The sequence below is a fragment of the Streptomyces sp. NPDC057877 genome (genome assembly GCF_042796855.1).
In the GTDB taxonomy this organism is placed as follows: Bacteria; Actinomycetota; Actinomycetes; order Streptomycetales; family Streptomycetaceae; genus Streptomyces.
The window spans coordinates 408,759-431,695 of the sequence record NZ_JBHVMS010000002.1 but is presented as its reverse complement, the minus strand read 5'-3'; the positions used below and the strand labels follow the sequence as shown (position 1 = coordinate 431,695).

General features: G+C 71.2%; 17 protein-coding genes and 1 tRNA gene. 4 read left to right on the top strand and 14 right to left on the bottom strand.

The window, feature by feature from the left end; all coding sequences use genetic code 11:
- Positions 1–47 precede the first annotated feature (47 nt).
- The 5 genes from ACFVQG_RS05805 to sucC all read right to left on the bottom strand — a co-directional run bounded on the left by ACFVQG_RS05805 (position 48) and on the right by sucC (position 6,119).
- A complete protein-coding gene (locus tag ACFVQG_RS05805; protein WP_383377255.1) occupies positions 48–1,316 on the bottom strand; it encodes a glycosyltransferase family 4 protein in 1,269 nt (422 codons plus the stop codon).
- Between the two features lie 575 nt (positions 1,317–1,891).
- Positions 1,892–1,976, bottom strand: a tRNA-Leu gene (locus ACFVQG_RS05800).
- A gap of 228 nt (positions 1,977–2,204) precedes the next feature.
- Positions 2,205–3,776: an aldehyde dehydrogenase family protein gene (locus tag ACFVQG_RS05795; protein ID WP_383377253.1), complete on the bottom strand. Its 1,572-nt coding sequence runs from the start codon at positions 3,774–3,776 to the stop codon at positions 2,205–2,207.
- A gap of 313 nt (positions 3,777–4,089) precedes the next feature.
- Positions 4,090–4,974, bottom strand: coding sequence for a succinate--CoA ligase subunit alpha (gene sucD, locus ACFVQG_RS05790; RefSeq protein ID WP_383377251.1), 885 nt, complete (start codon positions 4,972–4,974; stop codon positions 4,090–4,092).
- Between the two features lie 14 nt (positions 4,975–4,988).
- On the bottom strand, positions 4,989–6,119 hold the full coding sequence (gene sucC / locus ACFVQG_RS05785; protein WP_383377249.1) for an ADP-forming succinate--CoA ligase subunit beta: 1,131 nt from the start codon (positions 6,117–6,119) through the stop codon (positions 4,989–4,991).
- Between the two features lie 144 nt (positions 6,120–6,263).
- Here sucC and ACFVQG_RS05780 point away from each other — a divergent pair, with 144 nt between their 5' ends.
- The 4 genes from ACFVQG_RS05780 to ACFVQG_RS05765 all read left to right on the top strand — a co-directional run bounded on the left by ACFVQG_RS05780 (position 6,264) and on the right by ACFVQG_RS05765 (position 12,869).
- Positions 6,264–7,958, top strand: coding sequence for a thiamine pyrophosphate-binding protein (locus ACFVQG_RS05780; protein ID WP_383377247.1), 1,695 nt, complete (start codon positions 6,264–6,266; stop codon positions 7,956–7,958).
- Between the two features lie 10 nt (positions 7,959–7,968).
- Positions 7,969–9,210, top strand: coding sequence for a formyl-CoA transferase (frc, locus tag ACFVQG_RS05775; RefSeq protein ID WP_383377245.1), 1,242 nt, complete (start codon positions 7,969–7,971; stop codon positions 9,208–9,210).
- 4 nt (positions 9,211–9,214) lie between these two features.
- Complete coding sequence (locus ACFVQG_RS05770; protein ID WP_383377946.1) at positions 9,215–11,359, top strand: acetate--CoA ligase family protein; 2,145 nt, start codon at positions 9,215–9,217, stop codon at positions 11,357–11,359.
- 121 nt (positions 11,360–11,480) lie between these two features.
- Entirely contained in the window at positions 11,481–12,869 is a 1,389-nt protein-coding gene (locus ACFVQG_RS05765; protein ID WP_383377243.1) for an OFA family MFS transporter, read from the top strand.
- Positions 12,870–13,028: 159 nt separating this feature from the next.
- Here ACFVQG_RS05765 and ACFVQG_RS05760 read toward each other — a convergent pair whose 3' ends face one another.
- From ACFVQG_RS05760 to ACFVQG_RS05720, 9 genes are all read right to left on the bottom strand, one after another.
- Positions 13,029–14,072, bottom strand: coding sequence for a sugar phosphate isomerase/epimerase family protein (locus tag ACFVQG_RS05760; protein ID WP_383377241.1), 1,044 nt, complete (start codon positions 14,070–14,072; stop codon positions 13,029–13,031).
- 71 nt (positions 14,073–14,143) lie between these two features.
- Complete coding sequence (locus ACFVQG_RS05755; RefSeq protein ID WP_383377239.1) at positions 14,144–15,526, bottom strand: alkaline phosphatase family protein; 1,383 nt, start codon at positions 15,524–15,526, stop codon at positions 14,144–14,146.
- The gene (eboE, locus tag ACFVQG_RS05750) at positions 15,523–16,716 is read right to left on the bottom strand and encodes a metabolite traffic protein EboE (protein WP_383377235.1); all 1,194 of its coding nucleotides are present in this window, start codon (positions 16,714–16,716) and stop codon (positions 15,523–15,525) included. The genes ACFVQG_RS05755 and eboE overlap by 4 nt, the downstream gene beginning before the upstream one ends.
- A gap of 3 nt (positions 16,717–16,719) precedes the next feature.
- On the bottom strand, positions 16,720–17,568 hold the full coding sequence (locus ACFVQG_RS05745) for a TatD family hydrolase (RefSeq protein ID WP_383377233.1): 849 nt from the start codon (positions 17,566–17,568) through the stop codon (positions 16,720–16,722).
- The gene (locus tag ACFVQG_RS05740; RefSeq protein ID WP_383377232.1) at positions 17,568–18,341 is read right to left on the bottom strand and encodes an EboA domain-containing protein; all 774 of its coding nucleotides are present in this window, start codon (positions 18,339–18,341) and stop codon (positions 17,568–17,570) included. Before ACFVQG_RS05740 ends, ACFVQG_RS05745 begins: the two co-directional genes overlap by 1 nt.
- A complete protein-coding gene (locus ACFVQG_RS05735) occupies positions 18,338–19,261 on the bottom strand; it encodes a sugar phosphate isomerase/epimerase family protein (RefSeq protein WP_383377230.1) in 924 nt (307 codons plus the stop codon). The genes ACFVQG_RS05740 and ACFVQG_RS05735 overlap by 4 nt, the downstream gene beginning before the upstream one ends.
- Positions 19,258–20,259, bottom strand: a complete 1,002-nt coding sequence (locus ACFVQG_RS05730; RefSeq protein ID WP_383377228.1) for an SCO3242 family prenyltransferase — start codon at positions 20,257–20,259, stop codon at positions 19,258–19,260. Before ACFVQG_RS05730 ends, ACFVQG_RS05735 begins: the two co-directional genes overlap by 4 nt.
- Complete coding sequence (locus ACFVQG_RS05725; protein WP_383377226.1) at positions 20,256–21,407, bottom strand: inositol-3-phosphate synthase; 1,152 nt, start codon at positions 21,405–21,407, stop codon at positions 20,256–20,258. The genes ACFVQG_RS05730 and ACFVQG_RS05725 overlap by 4 nt, the downstream gene beginning before the upstream one ends.
- A gap of 144 nt (positions 21,408–21,551) precedes the next feature.
- Positions 21,552–22,931 (bottom strand): ThuA domain-containing protein, encoded by a 1,380-nt coding sequence (locus ACFVQG_RS05720; protein ID WP_383377224.1) that lies wholly within the window; start codon positions 22,929–22,931, stop codon positions 21,552–21,554.
- Positions 22,932–22,937 lie beyond the last annotated feature (6 nt).

The following is a 22,937-nucleotide window of genomic DNA, read 5'->3' as shown; positions in this document are numbered from 1 at the left end:
CGTGTCAGGTGCGGTGTGCTCCGTCGTTGTGGTGTCCGTGGCGTCGCTCATCGCTGTCCCCTCCGTACGGTGCGCAGCGCGCTGCTGGCCGCGGCATAGGCGACGTCGCGGGCGGCGAACGTCTGGCTGACCAGGGCGCGTTGGACTCGCCCCCGGGCCGGTGGAGCGGGCCGCGATCCGCTCGCTCTCGCCTCGATCGCGGCGTCCATCAGCCGCTCGGCCTGCTCGACGACGGGGCCGGGCGCGAAGCGTCGCGCGTTCTGGATGGCCGTACGTCCCATCCGTCGGCGCAGTTCGTCGTCGCGGACGAGGTCCAGGAGGGCAGCGCCGAACGCGTGGTGGTCGCCGACGGGTACCAGGCGGCCGTCGGCTCCGTCGTCGATGATCTCGCCGGGGCCGTACGGGCAGTCGGTGCTCACGACGGGCAGTCCGCAGCGCATCGCCTCGACGATGGTCATGCCGAACGGTTCGAAGTTGGACGCCGCCGCGCCGATGGAGCCCTTGACCCACTCGGCCTCCATGGGGGCCGCCGCGCCCATCAGGAAGACGTTGTTCCACAGGCCGAGGCTCTCGATGAGCTGTCGGAGCCGGTCGTGTTCCTCGCCCTTGCCGTAGATGCGCAGTTGCCAGTCCGGGTGCTCGGCGGCGACCAGGGCGAAGGCCCGTATGAGGAGGTCGTAGCGCTTGACGGGGACGAGTCGCCCGGCCGCGACGACCACCTTCGCGGTGCCGTCGGCGGCGGGCAGTACCGGGTCGGGGACGCTGTTGGGGAGGGCCTCGACGCGGACCCCGGGCAGCAGCATCTTGCGCCGGTAGGCGGCGGCGTCCGCCTCAGTGACCGTGGTGAGCACGTCGAGGCCGCGGTAGGCCCTGCGCAGGGTGGTGCGCAGAGCGGGCGGGTGGTTGTCCAGGGTGAGGTGCTCCTGGCCGATACGGGCGATGTGGCGCGGCGTCTGGAGTGCGAGGTGCACGTTGAGGCCGGGGCGGGTGCCGATGACCACGTCCGCGTCGATGGCCGCCAGGCACTCGGCGATCCGCTGGTCCGTCAGCGCGCTGTACTGCTGGTAGCGGTACTCGGCACGGGGGAAGACCCGCGCCGGTCGCAGATGCAGGGGATGCTCCTTCTCTTGCCGCAGGTCCACCAACGGCCGCAGGGTGACTTTCGGGTCCAGGGTGAAGTTCGGGCGTTCCCGGTGCCGCAGTACGGAGACGATCTCCACCTCGTGCCGCTCGGCCAGCGCCTGCGCCAGGTTGAACGTGGTGGTGATCGTCCCTCCGATCCCATAGGCGTTGTGGATCAAGAAAGAGATCTTCATGGCGGACTAGACCTCATGGGCCGCGCAAGGGTTGCCCATCGTTATCCCTTCGTGGCGCAAGTACGTCCAAGAGGTGAACGTCAGGTGTCGACCGACACGGCCGCCACCCGCCTGGATGGCGTCGGCCAGGCTTTCGCCCGTGCGGGCGTGGCCGCCCGTCCCCCAGCCTCCGTCCGGTGCGCTGACGATACGGACGCGTATGTCGTCGCGTTCGTGACCGGGCGCCATGAGCGCGTAGGAGATGTCCGTGGCCTGCCCGGTGAACGACCCACGCGCCGACGGGTACGCCTGCTGAGGCGGCCCCCGGTGCGGGAGGCGCCCTGGAGTGTCCGCGGCTGCGCGTGGCTGCCGCCCGGAAGGTCAACGCACGGTCGGATGCCATCGACGGGGGCGGGCGCGGTGCCGGACAACACCGCGCACGCGGGAGCGAGCCCGTGCCATGTCGCGGCGGTGGCCATCGTCGGGAGCGGTCGCGCCGAAGTTGGCGATGGCGGAGCAGTAGGTGGGGTCAGGCCCGCGAAACAGTTCGTGCGGGCCGAGACTCAGCTCGACCCGCACGGACGGTGATCAGTCAGTGTCCGAGGGGGGACTTGAACCCCCACGCCCGATAAAGGGCACTAGCACCTCAAGCTAGCGCGTCTGCCATTCCGCCACCCGGACTAGGTGTGTGCCGCCTTGGCGGGGTGCTCCCCGCGGCGACAGGGACAACAATACCAAGAGTTCGGAGCGCCCTTCACCTGCGTTTTCCTTCCCTGGGGGCGGGGCAGGCGGCGTGGACGGCACGCTGTGACGTCGTCACGGTGTGTGCACGACGGTCACCCGGGAGAGCCGTGCCCCAGGGAGAGTCGCCCCTGGGGCCGCGCCGGTGCCGCCCGGCCCGCGCCGGGGTTACGGCATCAGGTGGTAGTCGGGGAAGTTCCCGGGCAGCCGCTCCCCCGCCGGGCCCCGGGTCACGGCGCGCACGAGCAGGTCGCCGCCGACGAACGCGCCGCGCCAGGACGCGCCGAAGCCGCCGAACAGCTCGTCACGGTCGCCTCGGGAGCGTGGCTTGCCGTGGCCGGTCTTGAAGGCGCGGATCTGGGGGGCCAGCCGGTCGTAGGTCGCGGGGTCGTCCGTGGAGAGGGTGGCGACCAGGGCGCCGTTGGAGGCGTTCATGGCGGCCAGCAGCTCGGCCTCGGTGTCGACCAGGACGATGGTGTCGACCGGGCCGAAGGGTTCCGCGTGGTGCAGCGGGGAGGACGGCGGTGGATTGAGGAGGGTGACGGGCTGGACGTATGCCGAGGTGTCCTGACCGGGCAGGAAGCGGGCGTCGGAGAGCTGTCCGCGGTGCAGCGGGACGGCGCCCCGGTCGACGGCCTCGGCGACCTGGTCGTGCAGTTCCTTGGCCTTGGCCGCGTTGATCACCGGCCCGAAGTCCAGCACCGGATACGGGTCGGTCTCCTGCTCGACCGCCAGCGGGTGGCCGACCTTGAGGGTGCGGACCGCCGGGAGGTACGCCGCCAGGAACTCGTCGAACAGCGTCCGCTGGACGACGAAGCGCGGGTACGCCGTGCAGCGCTGCTTGCCGTAGTCGAAGAGTTTGGGGATCACGGCCGTCAGCGTGTCCCAGTCGGAGTGGTTCCAGATGCCCCAGGTGTTGAGTCCCTCCTGTTCGAGGATGTGCCGCTTGCCGAGGTCGGCGACGGCGGTGGCCACCGCGGCGCCGGTGTCGCGACCGCCGACGAAGGAGACGCAGCCGATCTCCGGCGCCCGCACCAGCGCCTCGGACAGCTCGCCCCCGCTGCCGCTGACAAGGGTGACGGGGATCCCCTCGCGGGCGGCGAGCGCGGCGGCGAGGGTCAGGCAGGCCACGCCGCCGTCGGTCGGGGTCTTGGCGATGACCGCGTTGCCCGCAAGTGCCTGTACCAGCATGGCGTGAACGAGCACGCTCATCGGGTAGTTCCAGCTCGCGATGTTCGACACCGGGCCGTCCAGCGGCGCTCGCCCGTCCAGCATCGGCTCGATGCCGTCGACGTACCAGCGCACCCCGTCGATGGCCCGGTCCACGTCCGCCTGGGCGAGCCGCCAGGGCTTGCCGATCTCCCAGACGAGCAGCAGGGCGAGCAGTTCGCGGTGTTCGGTGAGCGCGTCGAGGGTGGCGGCGACACGGGCGCGGCGCTCCGTGAGGGGCACGTGCCGCCAGGCCCGGTGCTGGTCCAGTGAGGCGCGTACCGCCTGCTGGGCGGTGGACCGGTCCAGGCGGGGCGGGCCCGCGATGGGGCTGCCGTCGACGGGGGTGGTGGCGGGCAGCGCCCGGCCGTCCGCGTGCCAGCTGGAGTCCCAGAGGTTGAGGACGCGGTCGTCCCGGAAGGCCTCGGGGGCGACGGCGCGGCAGCGTTGCCAGGCCTCGGTCCAGGAGGTGCCGGATTTGAGGGTGAGGGTGAGGGTGGGGGTGACGGTGGGGGTGAGGGTGGGTGCCATTGTCTGCTCCGCTCTCGGTGCACAGTCGGGGCGGGGGGTATGGCGCGATACGGCGTAGTGGATGGCGAAGGGGGAATGCCGACGCCTGTATGCAGGGGGCGGTGGGCGGCGGACGGGCGACTGTATGCAGTCACCCGTCGACCGCCCGCAGTCGTACGGCCGTATGCACAATGGGCGCAGGATTCTGTATGCGAAATGGCGCATGCGGGATGCCGCATGGGATGCCCAGTGGACGCGATACGGGATGCCGTACACGGAACGCTAGCGACCCGACACGGTATGCGACACCCGCGTCAGGCGACTATGAGTGAGGTCACTGAGCCGCCTCCAGCACCGACTGCGCCAGCCGGGCCGTCTGCGTCGGCGTGTTCCCCACCCGTACGCCGACCGCCTCCAGCGCCTCCTTCTTCGCCTGCGCCGTACCCGACGAACCGGACACGATGGCGCCCGCGTGGCCCATGGTCTTGCCCTCGGGTGCGGTGAAACCGGCGATGTAGCCGACGACGGGCTTGGTGACGTGGTCGCGGATGTAGGCCGCGGCGCGCTCCTCCGCGTCGCCGCCGATCTCGCCGATGAGGACGATGAGTTCGGTGTCGGGGTCGTCCTGGAAGGCGGCCAGGCAGTCGATGTGGGTGGTGCCCACGACCGGGTCGCCGCCGATGCCGACGCAGGTGGAGAAGCCGGTGTCGCGTAGTTCGTACATGAGTTGGTAGGTCAGTGTGCCGGACTTGGAGACCAGGCCGATGCGGCCGGGCTTGGTGATGTCGGCGGGGATGATGCCCGCGTTGGACTGGCCGGGGGTGATGAGGCCGGGGCAGTTGGGGCCGATGATGCGGGTGCCGCGCTGACCGGCGTAGGCGGTGAAGGCGACGGAGTCGTGGACGGGGATGCCCTCGGTGATGACGACCGCGAGGTCGATGCCCGCGTCGGCGGCCTCGGTGACGGCGGCCTTGGCGAAGGCGGGCGGCACGAAGACGACGGTGACGTCCGCGCCGGTCTCCGCCATGCCCTCGGCCACGGATCCGAAGACGGGGACGGCGCGGTCGTCGAAGTCGACGGTGCGGCCCGCCTTGCGCGGGTTGACGCCGCCGACGACGTCGGTGCCCGCCGCGAGCATCCGGCGGGTGTGCTTCATGCCCTCGCCGCCGGTCATGCCCTGGACGAGGACCTTGCTCTCCTTGGTGAGGTAGATGGCCATGGCGTCCGGACTCCTCAGGCGGTGGTGGCGAGTTGGGCGGCACGGGCGGCGGCGCCGTCCATGGTGGGGGCCTGCTCGACCAGTGGGTGGGCGCGTTCGTCGAGGATGGTGCGGCCCCGGGCGGCGTTGTTGCCGTCGAGCCGGACGACGAGGGGTTTGGTCAGTCGTACGGTGTCCAGGGCCTGCACGATGCCGTCGGCGACGGCGTCGCAGGCGGTGATCCCGCCGAAGACGTTGACGAAGACCGACTTCACGGCGGGGTCGGAGAGGATGACCGACAGGCCGTCCGCCATGACGCGGGCGGAGGCGCCGCCGCCGATGTCGAGGAAGTTGGCGGGTCGGGCGCCGCATCCGGCGACCACGTCGAGGGTCGACATCACCAGTCCGGCGCCGTTGCCGATGATGCCCACCGCGCCGTCGAGCTTGACGTAGTTGAGGCCCTTGGCGGCGGCGGCAGCCTCCAGCGGGTCCTCGCGGTCCTCGTCGCCGGCGCCCCAACGGGTCTGCCGGAAGGACGCGTTGTCGTCCAGGGTGACCTTGCCGTCAAGGGCGAGGATCTGGCCCTGCCGGGTGCGCACGAGCGGATTGACCTCGACCAGGAGGGCGTCCTCGCGGACGAGTACCTCCCAGAGCCGGACGAGGGTGTCGACGGTCTGCGGTGGCAGTCCGGCCGCTTCGGCGATCTGGCCCGCCTTGGCCGCGGTGACGCCCTCGGCGGGGTCGACGGGGATGCGGGCGACGGCCTCGGGCCGGGTCGCGGCGACCTCCTCGATGTCCATGCCGCCCTCGGCGGAGGCGATGGCGAGGAAGGTGCCCGCGGCGCGGTCGAGGACGTAGGAGACGTAGAACTCGGTGTCGATGTCGACGGGCTGGGCCAGCATGACCTTGCCGACGGTGTGGCCCTTGATGTCCATTCCGAGGATCTGACGTGTTGTCAGTTCGGCGGCGGCCGGGTCGGCGGCGAGTTTGACCCCGCCCGCTTTGCCGCGTCCGCCCGTCTTGACCTGCGCTTTGACGACGACCCGGCCGCCGAGCCCGCGGGCGATCTCGCGGGCCTCCTTGGGCGAGTCGGTGACCTCGGCCCTGGGCACCACGATGCCGTGTTCTTCGAAGAGTTGCCTTGCCTGGTGCTCGTACAGGTCCATCTCGGCTCCTGACTTAAAAGTGCCGCACGCCCCCTGGACACCACCCACCGGATGCGGGATAACAAGCTTCATACAGTATTCGTCGACTGTATGCAATCTACCGCGAGAGCCTTCCAAACCCCTACGAAGGGACAGGACTTCGCCATGCCTGACGACAGCCGCGACCAGAACGAACAGCTCATCTCGGGTGGGCATCTCGTCGCCAAGGCGCTCAAAGCGGAAGGTGTGGAGGTCATCTACACCTTGTGCGGCGGGCACATCATCGACATCTACGACGGCTGCGTCGACGAGGGCATCGAGGTCGTCGACGTCCGTCACGAGCAGGTCGCCGCGCACGCCGCCGACGGCTACGCGCGCATCACCGGCAAGCCGGGCTGCGCGGTCGTCACCGCCGGTCCCGGGACCACCGACGCCGTCACCGGGGTCGCCAACGCCTTCCGCGCGGAGTCCCCGATGCTGCTGATCGGCGGTCAGGGCGCGCTCACCCAGCACAAGATGGGGTCCCTCCAGGACCTGCCGCACGTCGACATGATGGCGCCGATCACCAAGTTCGCGGCGACCGTGCCGGACACGGCGCGCGCGGCGGACATGGTGTCGATGGCGTTCCGCGAGTGCTACCACGGCGCGCCCGGCCCCTCCTTCCTGGAGATCCCCCGCGACGTGCTCGACGCCAAGGTGCCGGTGGAGAAGGCGCGGGTGCCCAGGTCCGGCGCCTACCGGGCCTCCACCCGCTCGGCCGGGGACCCCGAGGCGATCGAGAAGCTCGCCGATCTGCTGGTGCACGCCGAGAAGCCCGCGATCCTGCTGGGCAGCCAGGTGTGGACGACCCGTGGCACCGAGGCGGCCATCGAGATGGTGCGCACGCTGAACATCCCCGCCTACATGAACGGCGCGGGCCGCGGCACGCTGCCGCCCGGCGACCCGCACCACTTCCAGCTCTCCCGCCGGTACGCCTTCTCCAACGCCGATGTCATCGTCATCGTCGGCACCCCCTTCGACTTCCGCATGGGCTACGGCAAGCGGCTGTCGCCGGAGGCGACCGTCGTGCAGATCGACCTCGACTACCGCACCGTCGGCAAGAACCGTGACATCGACCTCGGCATCGTCGGCGACGCGGGACTGGTGCTGAAGTCGGTGACGGAAGCCGCCTCCGGCCGGGTCAACGGGGGCGCGTCGAAGCGCAAGGAGTGGCTCGACGAACTGCGCGCCGCCGAGCAGACCGCGCTGGACAAGCGGCTGCCGCAGCTCAGGTCGGACTCCTCCCCCATCCACCCGTACCGGCTGGTCAGCGAGATCAACGACTTCCTCACCCAGGACTCCCTCTACATCGGCGACGGCGGCGACATCGTCACCTTCTCCGGACAGGTCGTGCAGCCCAAGTCGCCGGGCCACTGGATGGACCCCGGTCCGCTGGGCACGCTCGGCGTCGGCATCCCCTTCGTGCTGGCCGCCAAGCAGGCGCGGCCCGACAAGGAGGTCGTGGCCCTCTTCGGCGACGGCGCCTTCTCCCTCACCGGCTGGGACTTCGAGACCCTCGTCCGCTACGACCTCCCCTTCGTCGGCATCGTCGGCAACAACTCCTCCATGAACCAGATCCGCTACGGCCAGGCCGCCAAGTACGGCAAGGAGCGCGAGCGCATCGGCAACACCCTCGGCGACGTCCACTACGACAAGTTCGCCCAGATGCTGGGCGGTTACGGCGAGGAGGTCCGCGACCCCGCCGAGATCGGCCCCGCGCTGCGGCGCGCCCGCGAGTCGGGCAAGCCGTCGCTGATCAACGTCTGGGTCGACCCGGACGCGTACGCCCCCGGAACCATGAACCAGACGATGTACAAGTGAGGTGGCCCCGATGACTGGCACGCCCACCAAGGCACTCGACGGCATCCGCGTCCTGGACATGACCCATGTCCAGTCCGGTCCCTCCGCGACCCAGCTGCTGGCCTGGCTCGGCGCGGACGTCGTCAAGCTGGAGGCGCCGACCGGTGACATCACGCGCAAGCAGTTGCGTGACCTCCCGGACGTCGACTCCCTCTACTTCACGATGCTCAACTGCAACAAGCGGAGCATCACCCTCAACACCAAGACCGACCGCGGCAAGGAACTCCTCACCGAGCTGATCCGGCGCTCGGACGTCATGGTCGAGAACTTCGGACCGGGCGCGGTCGACCGCATGGGCTTCACCTGGGACCGCATCCAGGAGATCAATCCTCGGATCGTCTATGCCTCCATCAAGGGGTTCGGCGAGGGCCCGTACACCAACTTCAAGGCGTACGAGGTCGTCGCTCAGGCCATGGGCGGGTCGATGTCGACCACCGGGTTCGAGGACGGACCGCCGCTGGCGACGGGCGCCCAGATCGGGGACTCGGGCACGGGCGTCCACGCCGTGGCGGGCATCCTCGCGGCGCTGTACCAGCGGGAGCGCACCGGGCGCGGGCAGCGGGTGAACGTGGCCATGCAGCACGCGGTGCTCAACCTCTGTCGGGTGAAGCTGCGCGACCAGCAGCGCCTGGCCCATGGCCCACTCGCTGAATATCCCAACGAGGACTTCGGCGACGAGGTTCCCCGGTCCGGGAACGCGTCCGGCGGAGGTCAGCCCGGCTGGGCGGTGAAGTGCGCGCCGGGTGGTCCCAACGACTACGTGTACGTCATCGTGCAGCCCGTCGGCTGGCAGCCGATCAGCGAGCTGATCGGGCGGCCGGAGCTGGCCGAGGACCCGGAGTGGGCGACGCCGCAGGCCCGGCTGCCGAAGCTGAACAAGATGTTCCAGCTGATCGAGGAGTGGTCCTCGACGCTGCCCAAGTGGGAGGTGCTGGAGCGGCTGAACGCGCACAACATCCCGTGCGGGCCGATCCTGTCCACCAAGGAGATCATCGAGGACTCCTCGCTGGTCGCCAACGAGATGGTGGTGCGCGTCCCGCACCCCGAGCGCGGCGAGTTCGTGACCGTGGGCAGCCCGCTCAAGCTCTCCGACTCCCCCGTGGACGTGACCAGTTCACCGCTGCTGGGCGAGCACAACGAAGAGGTGTTCGTCGGCGAGCTGGGCCTCGGCGACGAGGAGCTGCGCCTGCTCAAGTCGAACGGAGTGATCTGACGTGATGGCCGAAGACCGGGTGCTGCGGGTGCGCGCGCTCCTCGACTCCGTGCGGGCCGAGGGACGTACCGCGCTCACCGCGCCCGAGGGCAAGGTGGTGGCCGACGCGTACGGGATCGCCGTACCCGGGGAGGAGTTGGCGACCGACGTCGACGAGGCCGTGGCCTGTGCGGCGCGCTTCGGCGGGCCCGTCGTACTGAAGATCGTCTCCCCGGACATCCTGCACAAGACCGACGCGGGCGGGGTGATCGTCGGGGTCGAGGGCGCAGCCGAGGTCCGCGCGGCCTTCCACAAGATCATCGAGAGTGCGCGCGCGTACGACGCCACCGCCCGGATCGACGGCGTCCAGGTGCAGGAACTCCTGCCGCAGGGGCAGGAGGTCATCGTCGGGGCGGTGAAGGACCCGACGTTCGGCAAGGTGGTGGCGTTCGGGCTCGGCGGGGTGCTGGTCGAGGTGCTGAAGGACGTCACCTTCCGGCTCGCGCCCGTCGACGCCGACGAGGCGCTGTCCATGCTGGACTCGATCCGGTCGGCGGAGATCCTGCGCGGGGTGCGGGGACAGGCGGGCGTGGACCGGTGGGCGGTCGCCGAGCAGATCCGCCGGGTGTCCCAGCTCGTCGCGGACTTCCCGGAGATCGCCGAAGTGGACCTCAACCCGGTGATCGCGACCGCCGGGGGCGCGGTCGCCGCCGACATCCGGATCATCCTCGCAGAATCCCAGCCCACGCCGCGGCGGAAGTACTCGCGCGAGGAGATCCTCACCTCCATGCGGCGGCTGATGCAGCCGTCGTCGGTCGCCGTGATCGGCGGCTCCAACGAGGCGGGGAAGATCGGCAACTCGGTGATGCGCAACCTCGTCGACGGGGGCTTCTCCGGGGAGATCCATCCGGTGAACCCCAAGGCCGATGACATTCTGGGCCGCAAGGCGTACAAGAGTGTCACGGACGTTCCCGGTGAGGTGGATGTGGCCGTCTTCGCCATTCCCGCCAAGTTCGTGGCCAGGGCTCTGGAGGAGGTGGGACGCAAGGGGATCCCCAACGCCGTCCTGATCCCCTCCGGGTTCGCCGAGACCGGTGAGCACGAACTCCAGGCCGAGATCGTCACCATCGCCGAGCGGTACGGCGTCCGGCTGCTCGGCCCGAACATCTACGGCTACTACTCCACCTGGCAGGACCTGTGCGCCACGTTCTGCACGCCGTACGACGTCAAGGGCGGGGTCGCGCTGACCTCGCAGTCCGGCGGCATCGGGATGGCCATCCTGGGATTCGCCCGGACGACGAAGACCGGCGTGTCGGCGATCGTCGGGCTCGGCAACAAGTCGGACCTGGACGAGGACGATCTGCTCACCTGGTTCGGTGAGGACCCGCACACCGAGTGCATCGCCATGCACCTGGAGGACCTCAAGGACGGGCGGGCGTTCGTGGAGGCCGCGCGCGCGACCGTGCCGAGGAAACCCGTCGTCGTGCTGAAGGCGGGCCGCACCGCGGCGGGTGCGCGGGCCGCCGGTTCGCACACCGGGGCCCTCGCGGGCGACGACGCCGTGTACGACGACATCCTGCGGCAGGCGGGTGTCATCCGGGCGCCGGGCCTGAACGACATGCTGGAGTACGCGCGCGCGTTGCCGGTGCTGCCCGCTCCCCAGGGCGACAACGTCGTGATCATCACCGGGGCGGGCGGGAGCGGCGTGCTGCTGTCCGACGCCGTGACGGACAACGGCCTGACGCTGATGGAGATCCCGCCGGACCTGGACGCCTCCTTCCGGGAGTTCATCCCGCCCTTCGGGGCCGCGGGAAACCCGGTCGACATCACCGGGGGCGAACCCCCGTCGACGTATGAGGCGACGATCCGGCTCGGCCTGGAGGATCCGCGCGTCCACGCGCTCGTCCTCGGCTACTGGCACACCATCGTCACTCCGCCGATGGTCTTCGCCGAGCTGACCGCGCGGGTGGTCGCCGAGTTCCGCGAGCGCGGGATCGAGAAGCCCGTCGTCGCCTCCCTCGCGGGTGACGTCGAGGTCGAGGAGGCGTGCCAGTACCTCTTCGAGCGGGGTGTCGTGGCGTATCCGTACACGACCGAGAAGCCGGTGGCCGTGCTGGGCGCCAAGTACCGGTGGGCGCGGGCGGCGGGGTTGTTGGGGGGCGGTTCATGAGGTGACGCAGCGGGGGGCTGGCCGACGGTGCGCGTCGGCCAGCCCCGGGACCCGCGCGCGCACGAAAGGCAATGGACAGGGGGCGCTGGCCAGAACTTTCGACGCAAGGGGTGCAATCAACGTGACAACTACCGACGTTACCCGGGTCGCCACCTATCGGGAGGTGACGGACAGGAACGGACGCGTCTACCGCGTCGGTGAGTCCGACATCGACATCATGGGCCGCAAGCGCAAGTGGATGGTGATCCTTCCCTGGATCGGCATGATGGGCATCTCCTCGGCCGAGTACGCGTTCGCGTCCGCCGAGGACACCCTCCACGAGGCGCACCACTGGTCCAGCGGCAGCATCTACTGGATGATGACCGTCTGGGTGTTCTGCCAGGCCGCGGTCGCCTTTCCGGCGGGACGGCTGCGTGAGAGCGGCAAGCTGCCCGCACGCTGGGCGATGATGCTGGGCGCGCTCGGCACCCTGCTGGGCTATCTGTCGCTGGCGTACGCGCCGCACGTCATGGTGGCCTTCTTCGGTTTCGGCATGTTCAGCGGTATGGGCGCGGGCATGGTGTACGCCACCTGCGTCAACATGGTCGGCAAGTGGTATCCGGAGCGCAAGGGCGGCAAGACCGGCTTCGTCAACGGCGGTTTCGCCTACGGCTCGGTGCCGTTCGTCTTCATCTTCACCGGATTCATGGACGGCTCCAACTTCCGCTGGGTGCTGGTCTCGGTCGGCTTCTTCCTCGCCACGGTGGTGGCGGTCGCGGGCTTCTACTTCCGGGACCCGCCGAAGAACTGGTGGCCGACCGAGATCGACCCGCTGAACCCGCCGGAGGACCCGCGGGCCCGGCGTTCGCTGGAGAAGAACCCCCCGGCGGACAAGCAGTACTCCCCGTTGGAGGCCTGGCGGACCGGCCGGGTGGCGCTGATGTGGTTCTGTCTCGCCTGCACCTCCGGCGTGAACATCTTCGGTATCGCCTTCCAGGTCGACATCGGGGAGGACGCGGGCTTCGCGGCCGGGATCGTGGCCACCGCGATGTCACTGAAGGCGATCGTCAACGGCACCGGCCGCGGTGTCATCGGCTGGCTGTCCGACCTCTACGGCCGCAAGCAGTGCCTGCTCTATGTGTGCGCCATCCTGGGCTTCGCCCAGTTCGGCATCATCTGGTCGGCCGAGATCAAGAACCTGCCGCTGTTCCTGATCTTCTCCGCCATCTCCGGCTTCGGCGGCGGCGCCATCTTCCCGATGTTCGCGGCGATGACGGCGGACTACTTCGGCGAGAACAACAACGCGACCAACTACGGAATGGTCTACAGCTCCAAGCTCGTCTCCGGCCTGGGCGCGGGCATGGGTTCCGTGGTCGTGGGCGCCTGGGGCTACAACGGCGCCTTCACCCTGGCGGGCTGCATCTCGATCTTCGCGGGCTTCATGGCCCTGTTCCTCACCCCACCGGGAGGCAACAGGAGCAAGCGCCACATCACCCCCAATCCCCAGCCGCTCGGCGACGAGACGGCGTGACCCAGCCCTCCGCCGCGTACCGTCCCCACCGTGCCGTCATGGCCGTCATGGCCGTCATGGCCGTCAGCAACTCATCACAGGTGTACGTGGGCTGACCGGCCCATGAGTGAGGAGGCCCTCCCCGCTCTCGGGGAGGGCCTCCTCACGTGTGTACGGCCGTCAGCACTTCTCGCGCAGTGAGTGCAGGTGCGCGCTGGACTTACGGGCGAAGGCGAAGGACTCGGCCGGGTTGTCGTGCTCGGCCTGCCAGTGGTGGGCCAGCCGGTGACCGCGCAGCCTGGTCACACCGGAGATGAAGCGCTGGTAGTCGATGTCGCCGTCACCGACGTCGACCATGCGGTAGCCGTGCGGGACGGACGGGTCGCTCTCGCCGTCCTTGACGTGGAACAGCGGGTAGCGGTCGGGCTGGTCGAGGACGTAGTCGAGCGGTTCGAACGGCGCGGGGGTGCCGTCCGGCCGCTGGGAGAAGCGGAACTGGCCGACGTACGCCCAGTAGATGTCCATCTCGAGGTAGACGAGGTCGGGGTCGGTCTCCGCGAGCAGCACGTCGTAGAGGCGGACGTTCGGCTGGTCGGTGGCGAAGGAGAACTCCTCGGAGTGGTTGTGCTGGTAGAACTTCATGCCGCGGGCCTTGGCGGCGGCGCCGTAGGTGTTGAACTCCTCGGCGGCCCGCTTCCAGGCGTCGACGGTGGAGCCGTAGCGGAAGGGCCCGGAGGCGGTGCCGACGTGCTTCAGGCCGAGGGCCTGGGCGTCGTCGAGGACCTTCTCGAGGTTCTGGGCGAAGGTGTAGGCGTTGGGGTCACTGGAGTAGTAACCGACGTGGCTGCCGATGGGGTTCAGGCCGTGGTTCCGCGCCAGCCGCTTGAGCTGGGCGAGGGTGATGGGTCCGGCCGAGCCCTGGGTGTATCCGGCGAACTCGACCTCGTCGTACCCGTACTTCTGCAGTTCCGCGAAGACGGGGGCGAAGCCGAGCGTGGAGACCTTGTCGCGCAGGCTGTAGAGCTGGATGCCGAGGCGGCCGGGGGGCAGGACGGGACGGCCGCGTCCGGCGGTGGTGGCGGCCTGGGCGGGGGCGGCGGCACCGAGCAGTGCGGCGGCGGTGGCGCCCGCGGCCACGCCGAGCATGCCTCGTCTGCTCAGGCGATGGCTCAGTTCGGGGTCTTCGGCCTTGCTCCAGCGGTTGTCGCGGGGGGTGCGGCTCATGCGGAACTCCTCCGGGTGACGGTGCGTTGTCAGTGGTGAGTGCTTCACTTGTGACCAGTAGGAACCGTCGGTCAGGTGCTGAGACCGGCGAGGTGGAGCAGCAGTGCTTTCACGTCGGTGGCCGCGACGCGGTCGCCGACCGAACGGGGGGTGGAGCAGATGAGGAGCGGACCTTCGTCATCGCTCGCGGGGAGGCGGCCGTGGCTCCCGCGAATAGGTGAGGGATCCAGGGGCACGACCGCCATGCGGTAGCGCATGCCGAGCTTCTTACGGGCCAGCGCGGTCGCGGCCTTGACCTTGACGTAGGGGTCGAGTGGGTCCATGAAGAGTTCGACCGGGTCGTAGCCGGGTTTGCGGTGGATCTCGACGAGCTGTGCGAAGTCGGGCGCGCGGGCGTCGTCGAGCCAGTAGTAGTACGTGAACCAGGCGTCCGGCTCCGCCACGGCGACGAGGTCGCCGGAGCGCGGATGGTCGAGGTGGTGGGTCTTCTTGCCCTCGTCGTCGAGGAGTTGGTCGATACCGGGCAGTCCTTCGAGCGCGGCGCGGGCCGGGTCGAGGTCCTCGGGCCTGCGGACGTAGACGTGGGCCAGCTGGTGGTCGGCAACGGCGAAGGCCCTGGACGCCATCGGGTCGAGGTACTCCATGCCGTCCTGTGTGTGCACCTCCAGCAGCCCCGCCCGGCGCAGGGCGCGGTTGATGTCGACGGTGCGGCTCACCCGGGTGATGCCGTACTCGGAGAGCGCGACGACGGTACGGCCCTCGGCGCGGGCGTCGTCGAGCAGGGGTGCCATGGCCGTGTCGAGATCGGCGGCGGCCTTCAGGGAGCGCGGGTCGTCGGGGCCGAAGCGCTGGAGATCGTAGTCGAGGTGCGGGAGGTAGCAGAGTGCCAGGTCGGGGTGGCGGGTGCGCAGGATGTGACGGGTGGCGTCGATGATCCACTGGCTGGAGACCAGGTCCGCGCCGGGTCCCCAGAAGTGGAAGAGGGGGAAGGTGCCGAACTTCTCGGTGAGTTCGTCGTGCAGGGCCGGTGGCCGGGTGTAGCAGTCGGGTTCCTTGCGGCCGTCGGCGTAGTAGACGGGACGGGGCGTGACGGTGATGTCGGTGTCGGCGCCCATGGCGTACCACCAGCAGATGTTGGCGACGGTGTAGCCGGGGTGGGCGCGGCGGGCGGCGTCCCAGAGCTTGTCTCCGGCGACGAGGCCGTTGTGCTGGCGCCACAGCAGTACGTCGCCGAGTTCGCGGAAGTACCAGCCGTTGCCGACGATGCCGTGCTCGGAGGGGAGCGTGCCGGTGAGGAAGGTCGACTGGGCGGCGCAGGTCACCGCGGGCAGGACGGTGCCCAGCGGTGCCTGGGAGCCCGACTGGGCGAGGGACTTGAGGTGGGGCATGTGGTCGAGGAGACGGGGGGTGAGACCGACGACGTCGAGGACCAGGAGCGGGGTGGGCGCGGTCATGGCAGCTCCTTCAGGCCGAGGTCGGTCAGCAGGTCGCGGGCGAGGGTGAGTTCGGCGGCGATGCCGTCGGCGAGCTGGGTGCGTCCGCGGGGGCGCAGCTCGGGCGGGAGGGCCTGCCAGGTGTAGGTCTCGACCTCGAGGTGGTGGGTGAGCGGGTGCGGGCCGCCGACGAGGCGGGCCAGTGCGGTGCTCAGGACGTCAAGCGTGGAGGTGAGGGGCGCGGCGGGGGCCGCGTGCAGGGGGACGTGGAAGTGGGCGCGCCAGGGGGCGGCGTCGGGCAGGGCGTCGCCGTTCAGGGCCTCGCCGAGGTCGTCGGTGCCGCGCAGCCCGGCGGCGGTGGCGGTGCGGGTCTGGTGCAGGAAGCGGGGTTCGTCGAAGGCGGCGAGGGCGGCGCGGACCTCGGGGAGATGGGGGTGTTCGGCGTGCAGGGCGGCCGAGAGCTGGGACTTGACGATGGGGACACCGGCGCGGGTGAGGGTGTCCAGGGCGGTGTCGGGGTCTTCGAAGGAGGTGGCGAGGTGGCAGGTGTCGACGCAGATGCCGATGCGGTCGTGGGCGATCGCGGTGAGCGGGGCGATGGCGTCGCCGGTGGTCTCGACGACGCAGCCGGGTTCCGGTTCCAGGCCGAGGCGGATGGAGCGGCCGGTCAGCTCCCTGAGCGCGTCCAGGCGCTGGGCGAGCGCGAGCAGGGCGATGCGGGCGGGCCGGGTGGGCTCGTCGGCGGGACCGTCTGCGTTCGGCTGTGGGAGCGCGGTGCGCCAGGCGAGGGGGAGGGTGGAGATGCTGCCCTCGGTGACGTCGTCGGGCAGGAGTGCGGCGAGGACCCGGGCCAGGGCGGTGGTGTGCTCGAGGCGCTCGGGGTCGGTCCAGTCCGGCTTGTACACGCGGTACTTGACCTCTTCGGCGCCGAAGCCCTCATAGGGGAAGCCGTTGAGGGTAACGACCTCCAGGCCGCGCCGTTCGAGTTCGCAGCGCAGGCCGCGCAGTGCGGAGGGGTCGGTGACCAGGGCGTGGGCGGCGTCCCTGGCCAGCCACAGGCCGATGCCGAGCCGGTCCCGGCCGAGCCTGCGGCGCACCGGTTCGCAGTGGTCGCGGAGCTGGGCGAGGACGCCGTCGAGAGTCTCCGCGGGGTGGACGTTGGTGCAGTAGGCGAGGTGGATGGTGGAGCCGTCCGGGTGGCGGAAGCGCATCGCTCACTCCCCGCCGCGCAGGATGGAGTTGCCCTCGTGGGTGGCGTCGGTGGGGGTGACGTCGAGGTGGAGGCGGCCACTGAGCCCGTAGAAGGCCACCGGGTTGCGCCACAGCACCCGGTCCACGTCGTCCTCGCTGAAGCCTTCGGCGAGCATCAGGTCGCCGACCTTGCGGGTCTTGAGGGGGTCGCTGCGGCCCCAGTCGGCGGCGGAGTTCACCAGGACCTGTTCGGGCCCGTAGGCACGCAGGATCGCGACCATCCGCTCCTCGTCCATCTTGGTGTCCGGATAGACGGAGAAGCCGAGCCAGCAGCCGCTGTCCTTGGCCTCCTTGACGGTGGTCTCGTTGAGGTGGTCGACCAGGACGCGGTCCAGGGGCAGGGCGGATTCCCGGACGACGTCCAGGGTGCGGCGCAGACCGGCGAGCTTGTCGCGGTGCGGGGTGTGCACCAGTGCGGGCAGTCCGTGGTCGGCGGCGAGCTGGAGCTGGGCGGCGAGGGCGGCGTCCTCGGCGGGGGTCATCGAGTCGTAGCCGATCTCACCGACGGCGACGACCTGGTCCTTGACGAGATAGCGGGGCAGTTCGTCGAGGACGGGCGCGCAGCGCGGGTCGTTGGCCTCTTTGGGGTTGAGGGCGAGCGTGCAGTGGTGGGCTATGCCGTACTGGGCGGCGCGGAAGGGCTCCCAGCCGAGGAGGGAGTCGAAGTAGTCGAGGAAGGTGGCCGGGGAGGTGCGGGGCTGGCCGAGCCAGAAGGAGGGTTCGACGACGGCGCGGACGCCCGCGGCGTACATGGCCTCGTAGTCGTCGGTGGTCCGGGAGGTCATGTGGATGTGGGGGTCGAAGATGCGCATCAGGACTCCTTGCCGTGGGGGGTGTCCGTTCCGTGGGGTGCGGGCGCGGACTCGGTCAGGGCCAGGACGCGGTGCAGGTCCTCGGGGACCGGGCGGCCCGCGGCGGTGCGTTCGGCGGCGTAGTCGCCGAGCATGCGGGCGAGTTCGGCGTCGGCGTGGGCGCGGCGCTCCAGGTCGGCCACCTGGTCCACGGGCACACCGGTGAACAGGCACTTCAGGACGGCGTGCCGCCAGTTGTGCGCGTCGAGGTACCGGGCGGCGTAGGGGCCGACGGCGGCGGCGACCAGCCGGGTGTCGTTGGTGCGCAGGGCGTCCTCGATGAGCGGGAGGGCGTCGGGGCCGGTGACGAGGTGGGGCAGGGCGTGCAGGACCGCGCGGCGTTCGGCGGCGGTGCCCTGGTAGTAGACGCGGCTGAGCGCGGTGGTGTCGGCGCGGGCCGCGTGCAGGATCAGGACGCGGGCGGCGTCGGCGTGTTCGGTACCGCAGCGGCGTCCGGCCTCGGCGAGGCGCAGCTCCCACACGGAGATCGGCCCATGGGTTCCGGGGTGGGCGGCGGCCTCGTCGAGGGCCTGGTCGAGCCAGGCGCGGGCGGCGCCGCCGAGGCGGGTGCCGAGGTCGGTGCGGAGGTGTTGCGGTGGGGTGTGAGCGAGGGGTGGGTGCGCTGTGGGGCTGGTGCTGGTGGTGCCGGTGGTGCTCTTGGGGGCGGTGGTCGTGGTGGTGTCCGCGCCCACGGCGCTCGCCGGGGTGTCCGGGGCGGTGTGCGGGTGGGTCATGGGGTGCTCCCTTCTGGGGTGGCGGAGGGCTCGCCTGGGGATGGTGCGACGGGCGGGGTGTCCGCGGTGGCGGAGGCTGCCGCGCGGTGCAGGAAGGGGAGGGACAGCTCGGCGTAGTGGGGGCCCGCGTGGGAGTGGCGGGGCAGTTCCACGACGGTCAGGCCCTGGTAGCCGGTGGCGGCGAGGGCCGCCAGGACGGGCGGGAAGTCGATCTCCCCCTCGCCGAAGGGAAGGTGCTCATGGACGCCGCGGCGCATGTCCTCGATCTGGACGTGCCGCAGCCAGGGCGCGGCGGCCCGCACGCAGTCGACGGGAGAGAGGGGTTCGAGGCACTGGCAGTGGCCGATGTCCAGGGTGAGGCCGAGGTGGCCGGGGTCGCCGAGGGCGTCACGCAGTCGGTGGAAGTCGGCGAGGGTGGCCAGGAGATGCCCGGGCTCGGGTTCGACGGCGAGGGGGATGCCCTCGGTGGTGGCGGCGTCCAGGACGGGGGTGAGGGTCTCGGCGAGGCGTTTCCAGGCGGTGTCCTCGTCCGTACCGGAAGGGGTGATCCCGCTGAAGCAGTGGACGGCGTGGGCACCGAGGTCAGCGGCGATCCGGACGGCGCGGACCAGCAGGTCGACGCGCCGGGCGCGGGCGTCGGGGTCCGGGTCCAGCAGGGAGGGGCCGTGCTTGCGGCGTGGGTCGAGCACATAGCGGGCGCCGGTCTCGACGGTGACGCCGAGTCCGAGGTCGGCCAGCCGGTGGGCGACCTGGCGGGTGCGGGTCGCGGCGTCCGGGGCGAGGGGGTCGAGGTGCATGTGGTCGAGGGTGAGCCCGACGCCGTCGTAGCCGAGGTCGGCGAGCAGGGCCAGGGCGTCGTCGAGGCGGAGGTCGGCGAGGCCGTTGGTGCCGTAGCCGAAGCGGAGGGGCAGCGGGCTCATGTGACGCTCACCTTCCTGGCGTACTTCCGGCCCAGGGGGGCGAGTGCCGCGACGCACAGGGCGGTGACCGGCGCACCGGAGCGGGCGGCGAGGGCGGCCTGGAGAGGGATGGTGGCGCGGATGCCGCCGCTGACGGCCCGTTGGGTGAGCGGGGGTGAGGGGTTGAGGACGGCATGGGCGTAGGGGCGGGCCGCGGTGGCGGCGTAGAGGGCGCCGAGGCCGGTGCGCAGGGTGCCGGGCGGGGAGGTGGTGCCCGGCAGGTCGGAGGTGGCTGCGTTCCTCCGGCCTGCCGGGGGCCTGGGTGACCCGAGGGTCAGGAGCCGGGTGACGGCGGTCGTGGCCGCGAGGGCCGCCAAGGGGGCCAGGGTGGAGCCGCCCTGGGTCTCGCGGCGGGAGACGGCGGTGACGGCGAGGGTGTGGGTGCCGAGGAGGGCGGCGGAGGGGAGGGCGTCGCGGGTGCGGCCGGTGGTGGCCGCCGCGCCCAGCAGCAGGTCCAGGCCACGGGCGGTGGCCATGGCGAACGGCCCGGCGGGGGTGTGCTTCAGGGCCAGGTCGTAGGCCCAGACGGTGGCCGCGAGGGGTGCGGCGACGGTGAGGGCGGGGCGTCCGGCGCGGGCCGCCAGGGCGAGTCCGGCGCCGGTGAGGGCGCAGGCCGCGGTGAGGGCGGCGGCGGGGCGCACCCTGCCGGACGGGAGGGGGCGGTGGGGGCGTTCGGCGGCGTCCTCCTCGCGGTCCGCCCAGTCGTTGAGGGCCATTCCGGCGGAGTACAGGCAGAGGGAGGAGCCGATGGCGAGCAGGGTGCGGGAGGTGGGGCGCGAGGTGGTCGCGGCGGCTCCGGCGAGCGCGTCGCCGGGGACGGTGAACAGGGCGGGGAGGCGCAGGAGTTCGGCCCAGGCTCGGCGGGTGCGGCGCGCGCTGTGGGCGTTCCTGGTGGGCCTGGTGTCGCGCCGGGGGCCGGTGTGGGCCCCGGGCGGTTGCACCGTCACGGTCGCCGTCACCGCGCCCCCTCGGATCGGGGAGCGGTGGGCTCGGTGTCGCGCAGACGGGCGGCGAGGCCGATCAGTGCCGTGTACTGGTCGGCCAGGGCCGACGGCCCGTCCCCCACCGGGTCCTTGAAGTAGAAGCCCAGTTCACCGAGCGGTCCGGACAGGCCCGCCTCGTGGGCGCGCAGGGTGAGGCGGGCCAGGTCGAGGACCAGCGGGGCGGCGAGGGCGGAGTCGCAGCCCTGCCAGATGGTCTGGAGGATCATGCGGGTGCCGAGGAAGCCGTCGAAGGCGATGTGGTCCCAGGCGGTCTTCCAGTCGCCGAGCGCGGGGACGTCGTCGATGTGGACCTCGCCCTGCGGTGTGCTGCCGAGGGTGTCGGCGAGGACGCGTTCCTTGCCCGCGTTCTTCGCCGCCGCGGCGGCCGGGTCGGCCAGGGCGGCGCCGTCGCCGCCGCCGAGCAGGTTGGTGCCGGACCAGGCCCGTACGTCGAGCGCCCGCTGGGTGAACATCGGGCCGAGTGCCGCGCGCAGCAGGGTCTGCCCGGTCTTGCCGTCGCGGCCCGCGTACGGCAGTCCGCTGGCGGCGGCCTCGTCGGCGAGCGCCGGGTGGTGCAGGCCGGTGGAGGGGGTGAAGTTGACGTAGGGGCAGCCCGCGCGCAGGGCGGCCGCCGCGTAGAGGGAGCTGGGCGGCAGGGTGCCGTCGGTGGGGGCGGGCTCGGTGGAGGCGACGTTGACCACCACGGCCCGGGTCAGTTCATGGCGTCGTACGAAGTCCAGGATGTCGTCGGCGAAGGCGGCGATCAGGTCCTGGGGGGAGCGGGTGTCGCCGGGGGCGGGGCCGCCGGGTTTGATCTCGCGGTCGGCGGCGGCGAGTTCGGCGGCGACGGCGGAGGGCAGACCACCGGGGAGTACCCCGCCCGCGGCCAGTGCCTCGGCGCGTTTGGGAAGGGGGCAGTCGATGGTGTCGTGTCCGCCGAAGACGAGGGCGGACAGGGGTGGCAGACCGGTGTCGGTGAAGGGCGGGGTCTCGGTGACCAGGCCGGTGGGCGGGTGCAGTCCTGCCGTCATGGCGGCGCAGCCCGCGACGACGGTGGTGGCGACGGAGCCGCGGGCTCCGATCAGCCAGACGCCGACGCGCGGTCGGGGAAGGGACGCGGACATGGGCAGCCTCCTTGTCGTGCGCGAACCCTGGAAGGAGCCGGACGGCCCCGACGGCAGTTCAGTGACCTGCGAAGGAGCCGGAGGGGGAAAAGGGTGGGGTGGATGACGGCGGGCGGGAGTCCGGCGTCTCCCGCCCGCCGCCGCTCAGTCGCCCGGCGGGGCTGTCGAGGCCCCCGCGGGCAGTTCCTTGATCCGCACATCGCGGATGGACACCTTGTCCTCGGCACCGTGGTTCTGGATGCCGATGTGTCCGTCCGTGAGGCTGCGGGCCGGGTCGGTGTTGGCGAAGTCGTTGATCAGCACGCCGTTGAGCCAGACGCGGAGGCGCTCGCCCTCCACCCTGATCTCGTACGTGTTCCACTCCCCCGGCGGGTTCAGCGCACGGTCGCGCTGGCTGATGTCGGCGGACTGGAAGTCGTAGACGGCGCCGGTGGTCTTCGCCGGTGCGTCGGTGGCGTCGATCTGGATCTCGTAGCCGTTGTTGACCGCCGACCACGGGTCGTCCGAGGGCGGGAAGCCCACGAACACACCCGAGTTGTCGTCGCCCAACTCGCTGGCCATCCTCCAGTCGAGCTTCAGGGAGTAGGCCCCGAAGCCCGAGGCGGCGTACCAGAGCATGCCCATGCCGCCCGACGACGTGAGCGTGCCGTCGGCGCTCAGCTCGAAGGAGCCGGGGCCCGCCTGCCGCCAGTCGTCCAGCGAGGCGGCGGTGCCGTCGAAGAGCGGACGGTAGCCGGTCTCGGGGCGGCAGTCGGCCTGGGCGGCACCGGTGGCCCATTGGATGCCGCCCAGCAGGTGCTGCCGGAAGGCGGGTTCGGCGAAGGACTCCTTGGTGTGGCCGCCGCCGGTGTAGAAGGCGCGACCGCCCTGGTAGTCCTTGCACCAGGCGATCGGGTGGTCGCCCTGCATGGTGCCGCCGGTGTAGGAGGACTCGTCGAGGGAGGCGAGCACATGGGCGTGCTCGCGGGGGTTGGAGCGGTAGTTGTACCACTCGTCGGTGCGGTTCCAGGCCCTCTCCAGACCCGCCGTGGCGGGGTGGGCGCGGTCCTCGACCTCGACCGTGGCGGGCTGGATCTGCGGGTGCGACTGGAAGTAGGCGCCCGCGAGGCCGCCGTAGAACGCCCAGTCGTACTCGGTGTCGGCGGCGGCGTGGATGCCGACGTAGCCGCCGCCCTTGCGGATGTAGCTCTCGAAGGCGCGCTGCTGGGTGGGGTTGAGGACGTCGCCCGTCGTCGACAGGAAGACGACGGCGTCGTACTTGCGCAGGTTGCGCGCCGTGAACGCGCCCGCGTTCTCGGTGGCGTCGACCGTGAAGCCGCCGCTCTCACCGAGTTCACGGACGGCCGCGATGCCCTCGGGGATGGAGTCGTGGCGGAAGCCCGCCGTCTTGGAGAAGACCAGCACGCGGGAGTCGTCGCCGGAGGTCTGCTCCGACTGCGAGACGGCCGGGGTGGAGACCACGCAGCCGAGCAGCATGGCCGTGCCCACGGCGGTGGTGAGCAGTCTGCCGTTGGATCGTGTCATCGTCGC

Coding starts and splice junctions, on each gene's coding strand:
- ACFVQG_RS05805 (WP_383377255.1), bottom strand. CDS start 1,316: ATGAAGATCTCTTTCTTGATCCACAACGCCTATGGGATCGGAGGGACG.
- ACFVQG_RS05795 (WP_383377253.1), bottom strand. CDS start 3,776: ATGGCACCCACCCTCACCCCCACCGTCACCCCCACCCTCACCCTCACC.
- sucD (WP_383377251.1), bottom strand. CDS start 4,974: ATGGCCATCTACCTCACCAAGGAGAGCAAGGTCCTCGTCCAGGGCATG.
- sucC (WP_383377249.1), bottom strand. CDS start 6,119: ATGGACCTGTACGAGCACCAGGCAAGGCAACTCTTCGAAGAACACGGC.
- ACFVQG_RS05780 (WP_383377247.1), top strand. CDS start 6,264: ATGCCTGACGACAGCCGCGACCAGAACGAACAGCTCATCTCGGGTGGG.
- frc (WP_383377245.1), top strand. CDS start 7,969: ATGACTGGCACGCCCACCAAGGCACTCGACGGCATCCGCGTCCTGGAC.
- ACFVQG_RS05770 (WP_383377946.1), top strand. CDS start 9,215: ATGGCCGAAGACCGGGTGCTGCGGGTGCGCGCGCTCCTCGACTCCGTG.
- ACFVQG_RS05760 (WP_383377241.1), bottom strand. CDS start 14,072: ATGAGCCGCACCCCCCGCGACAACCGCTGGAGCAAGGCCGAAGACCCC.
- ACFVQG_RS05755 (WP_383377239.1), bottom strand. CDS start 15,526: ATGACCGCGCCCACCCCGCTCCTGGTCCTCGACGTCGTCGGTCTCACC.
- eboE (WP_383377235.1), bottom strand. CDS start 16,716: ATGCGCTTCCGCCACCCGGACGGCTCCACCATCCACCTCGCCTACTGC.
- ACFVQG_RS05745 (WP_383377233.1), bottom strand. CDS start 17,568: ATGCGCATCTTCGACCCCCACATCCACATGACCTCCCGGACCACCGAC.
- ACFVQG_RS05740 (WP_383377232.1), bottom strand. CDS start 18,341: ATGACCCACCCGCACACCGCCCCGGACACCCCGGCGAGCGCCGTGGGC.
- ACFVQG_RS05735 (WP_383377230.1), bottom strand. CDS start 19,261: ATGAGCCCGCTGCCCCTCCGCTTCGGCTACGGCACCAACGGCCTCGCC.
- ACFVQG_RS05725 (WP_383377226.1), bottom strand. CDS start 21,407: ATGTCCGCGTCCCTTCCCCGACCGCGCGTCGGCGTCTGGCTGATCGGA.
- ACFVQG_RS05720 (WP_383377224.1), bottom strand. CDS start 22,931: ATGACACGATCCAACGGCAGACTGCTCACCACCGCCGTGGGCACGGCC.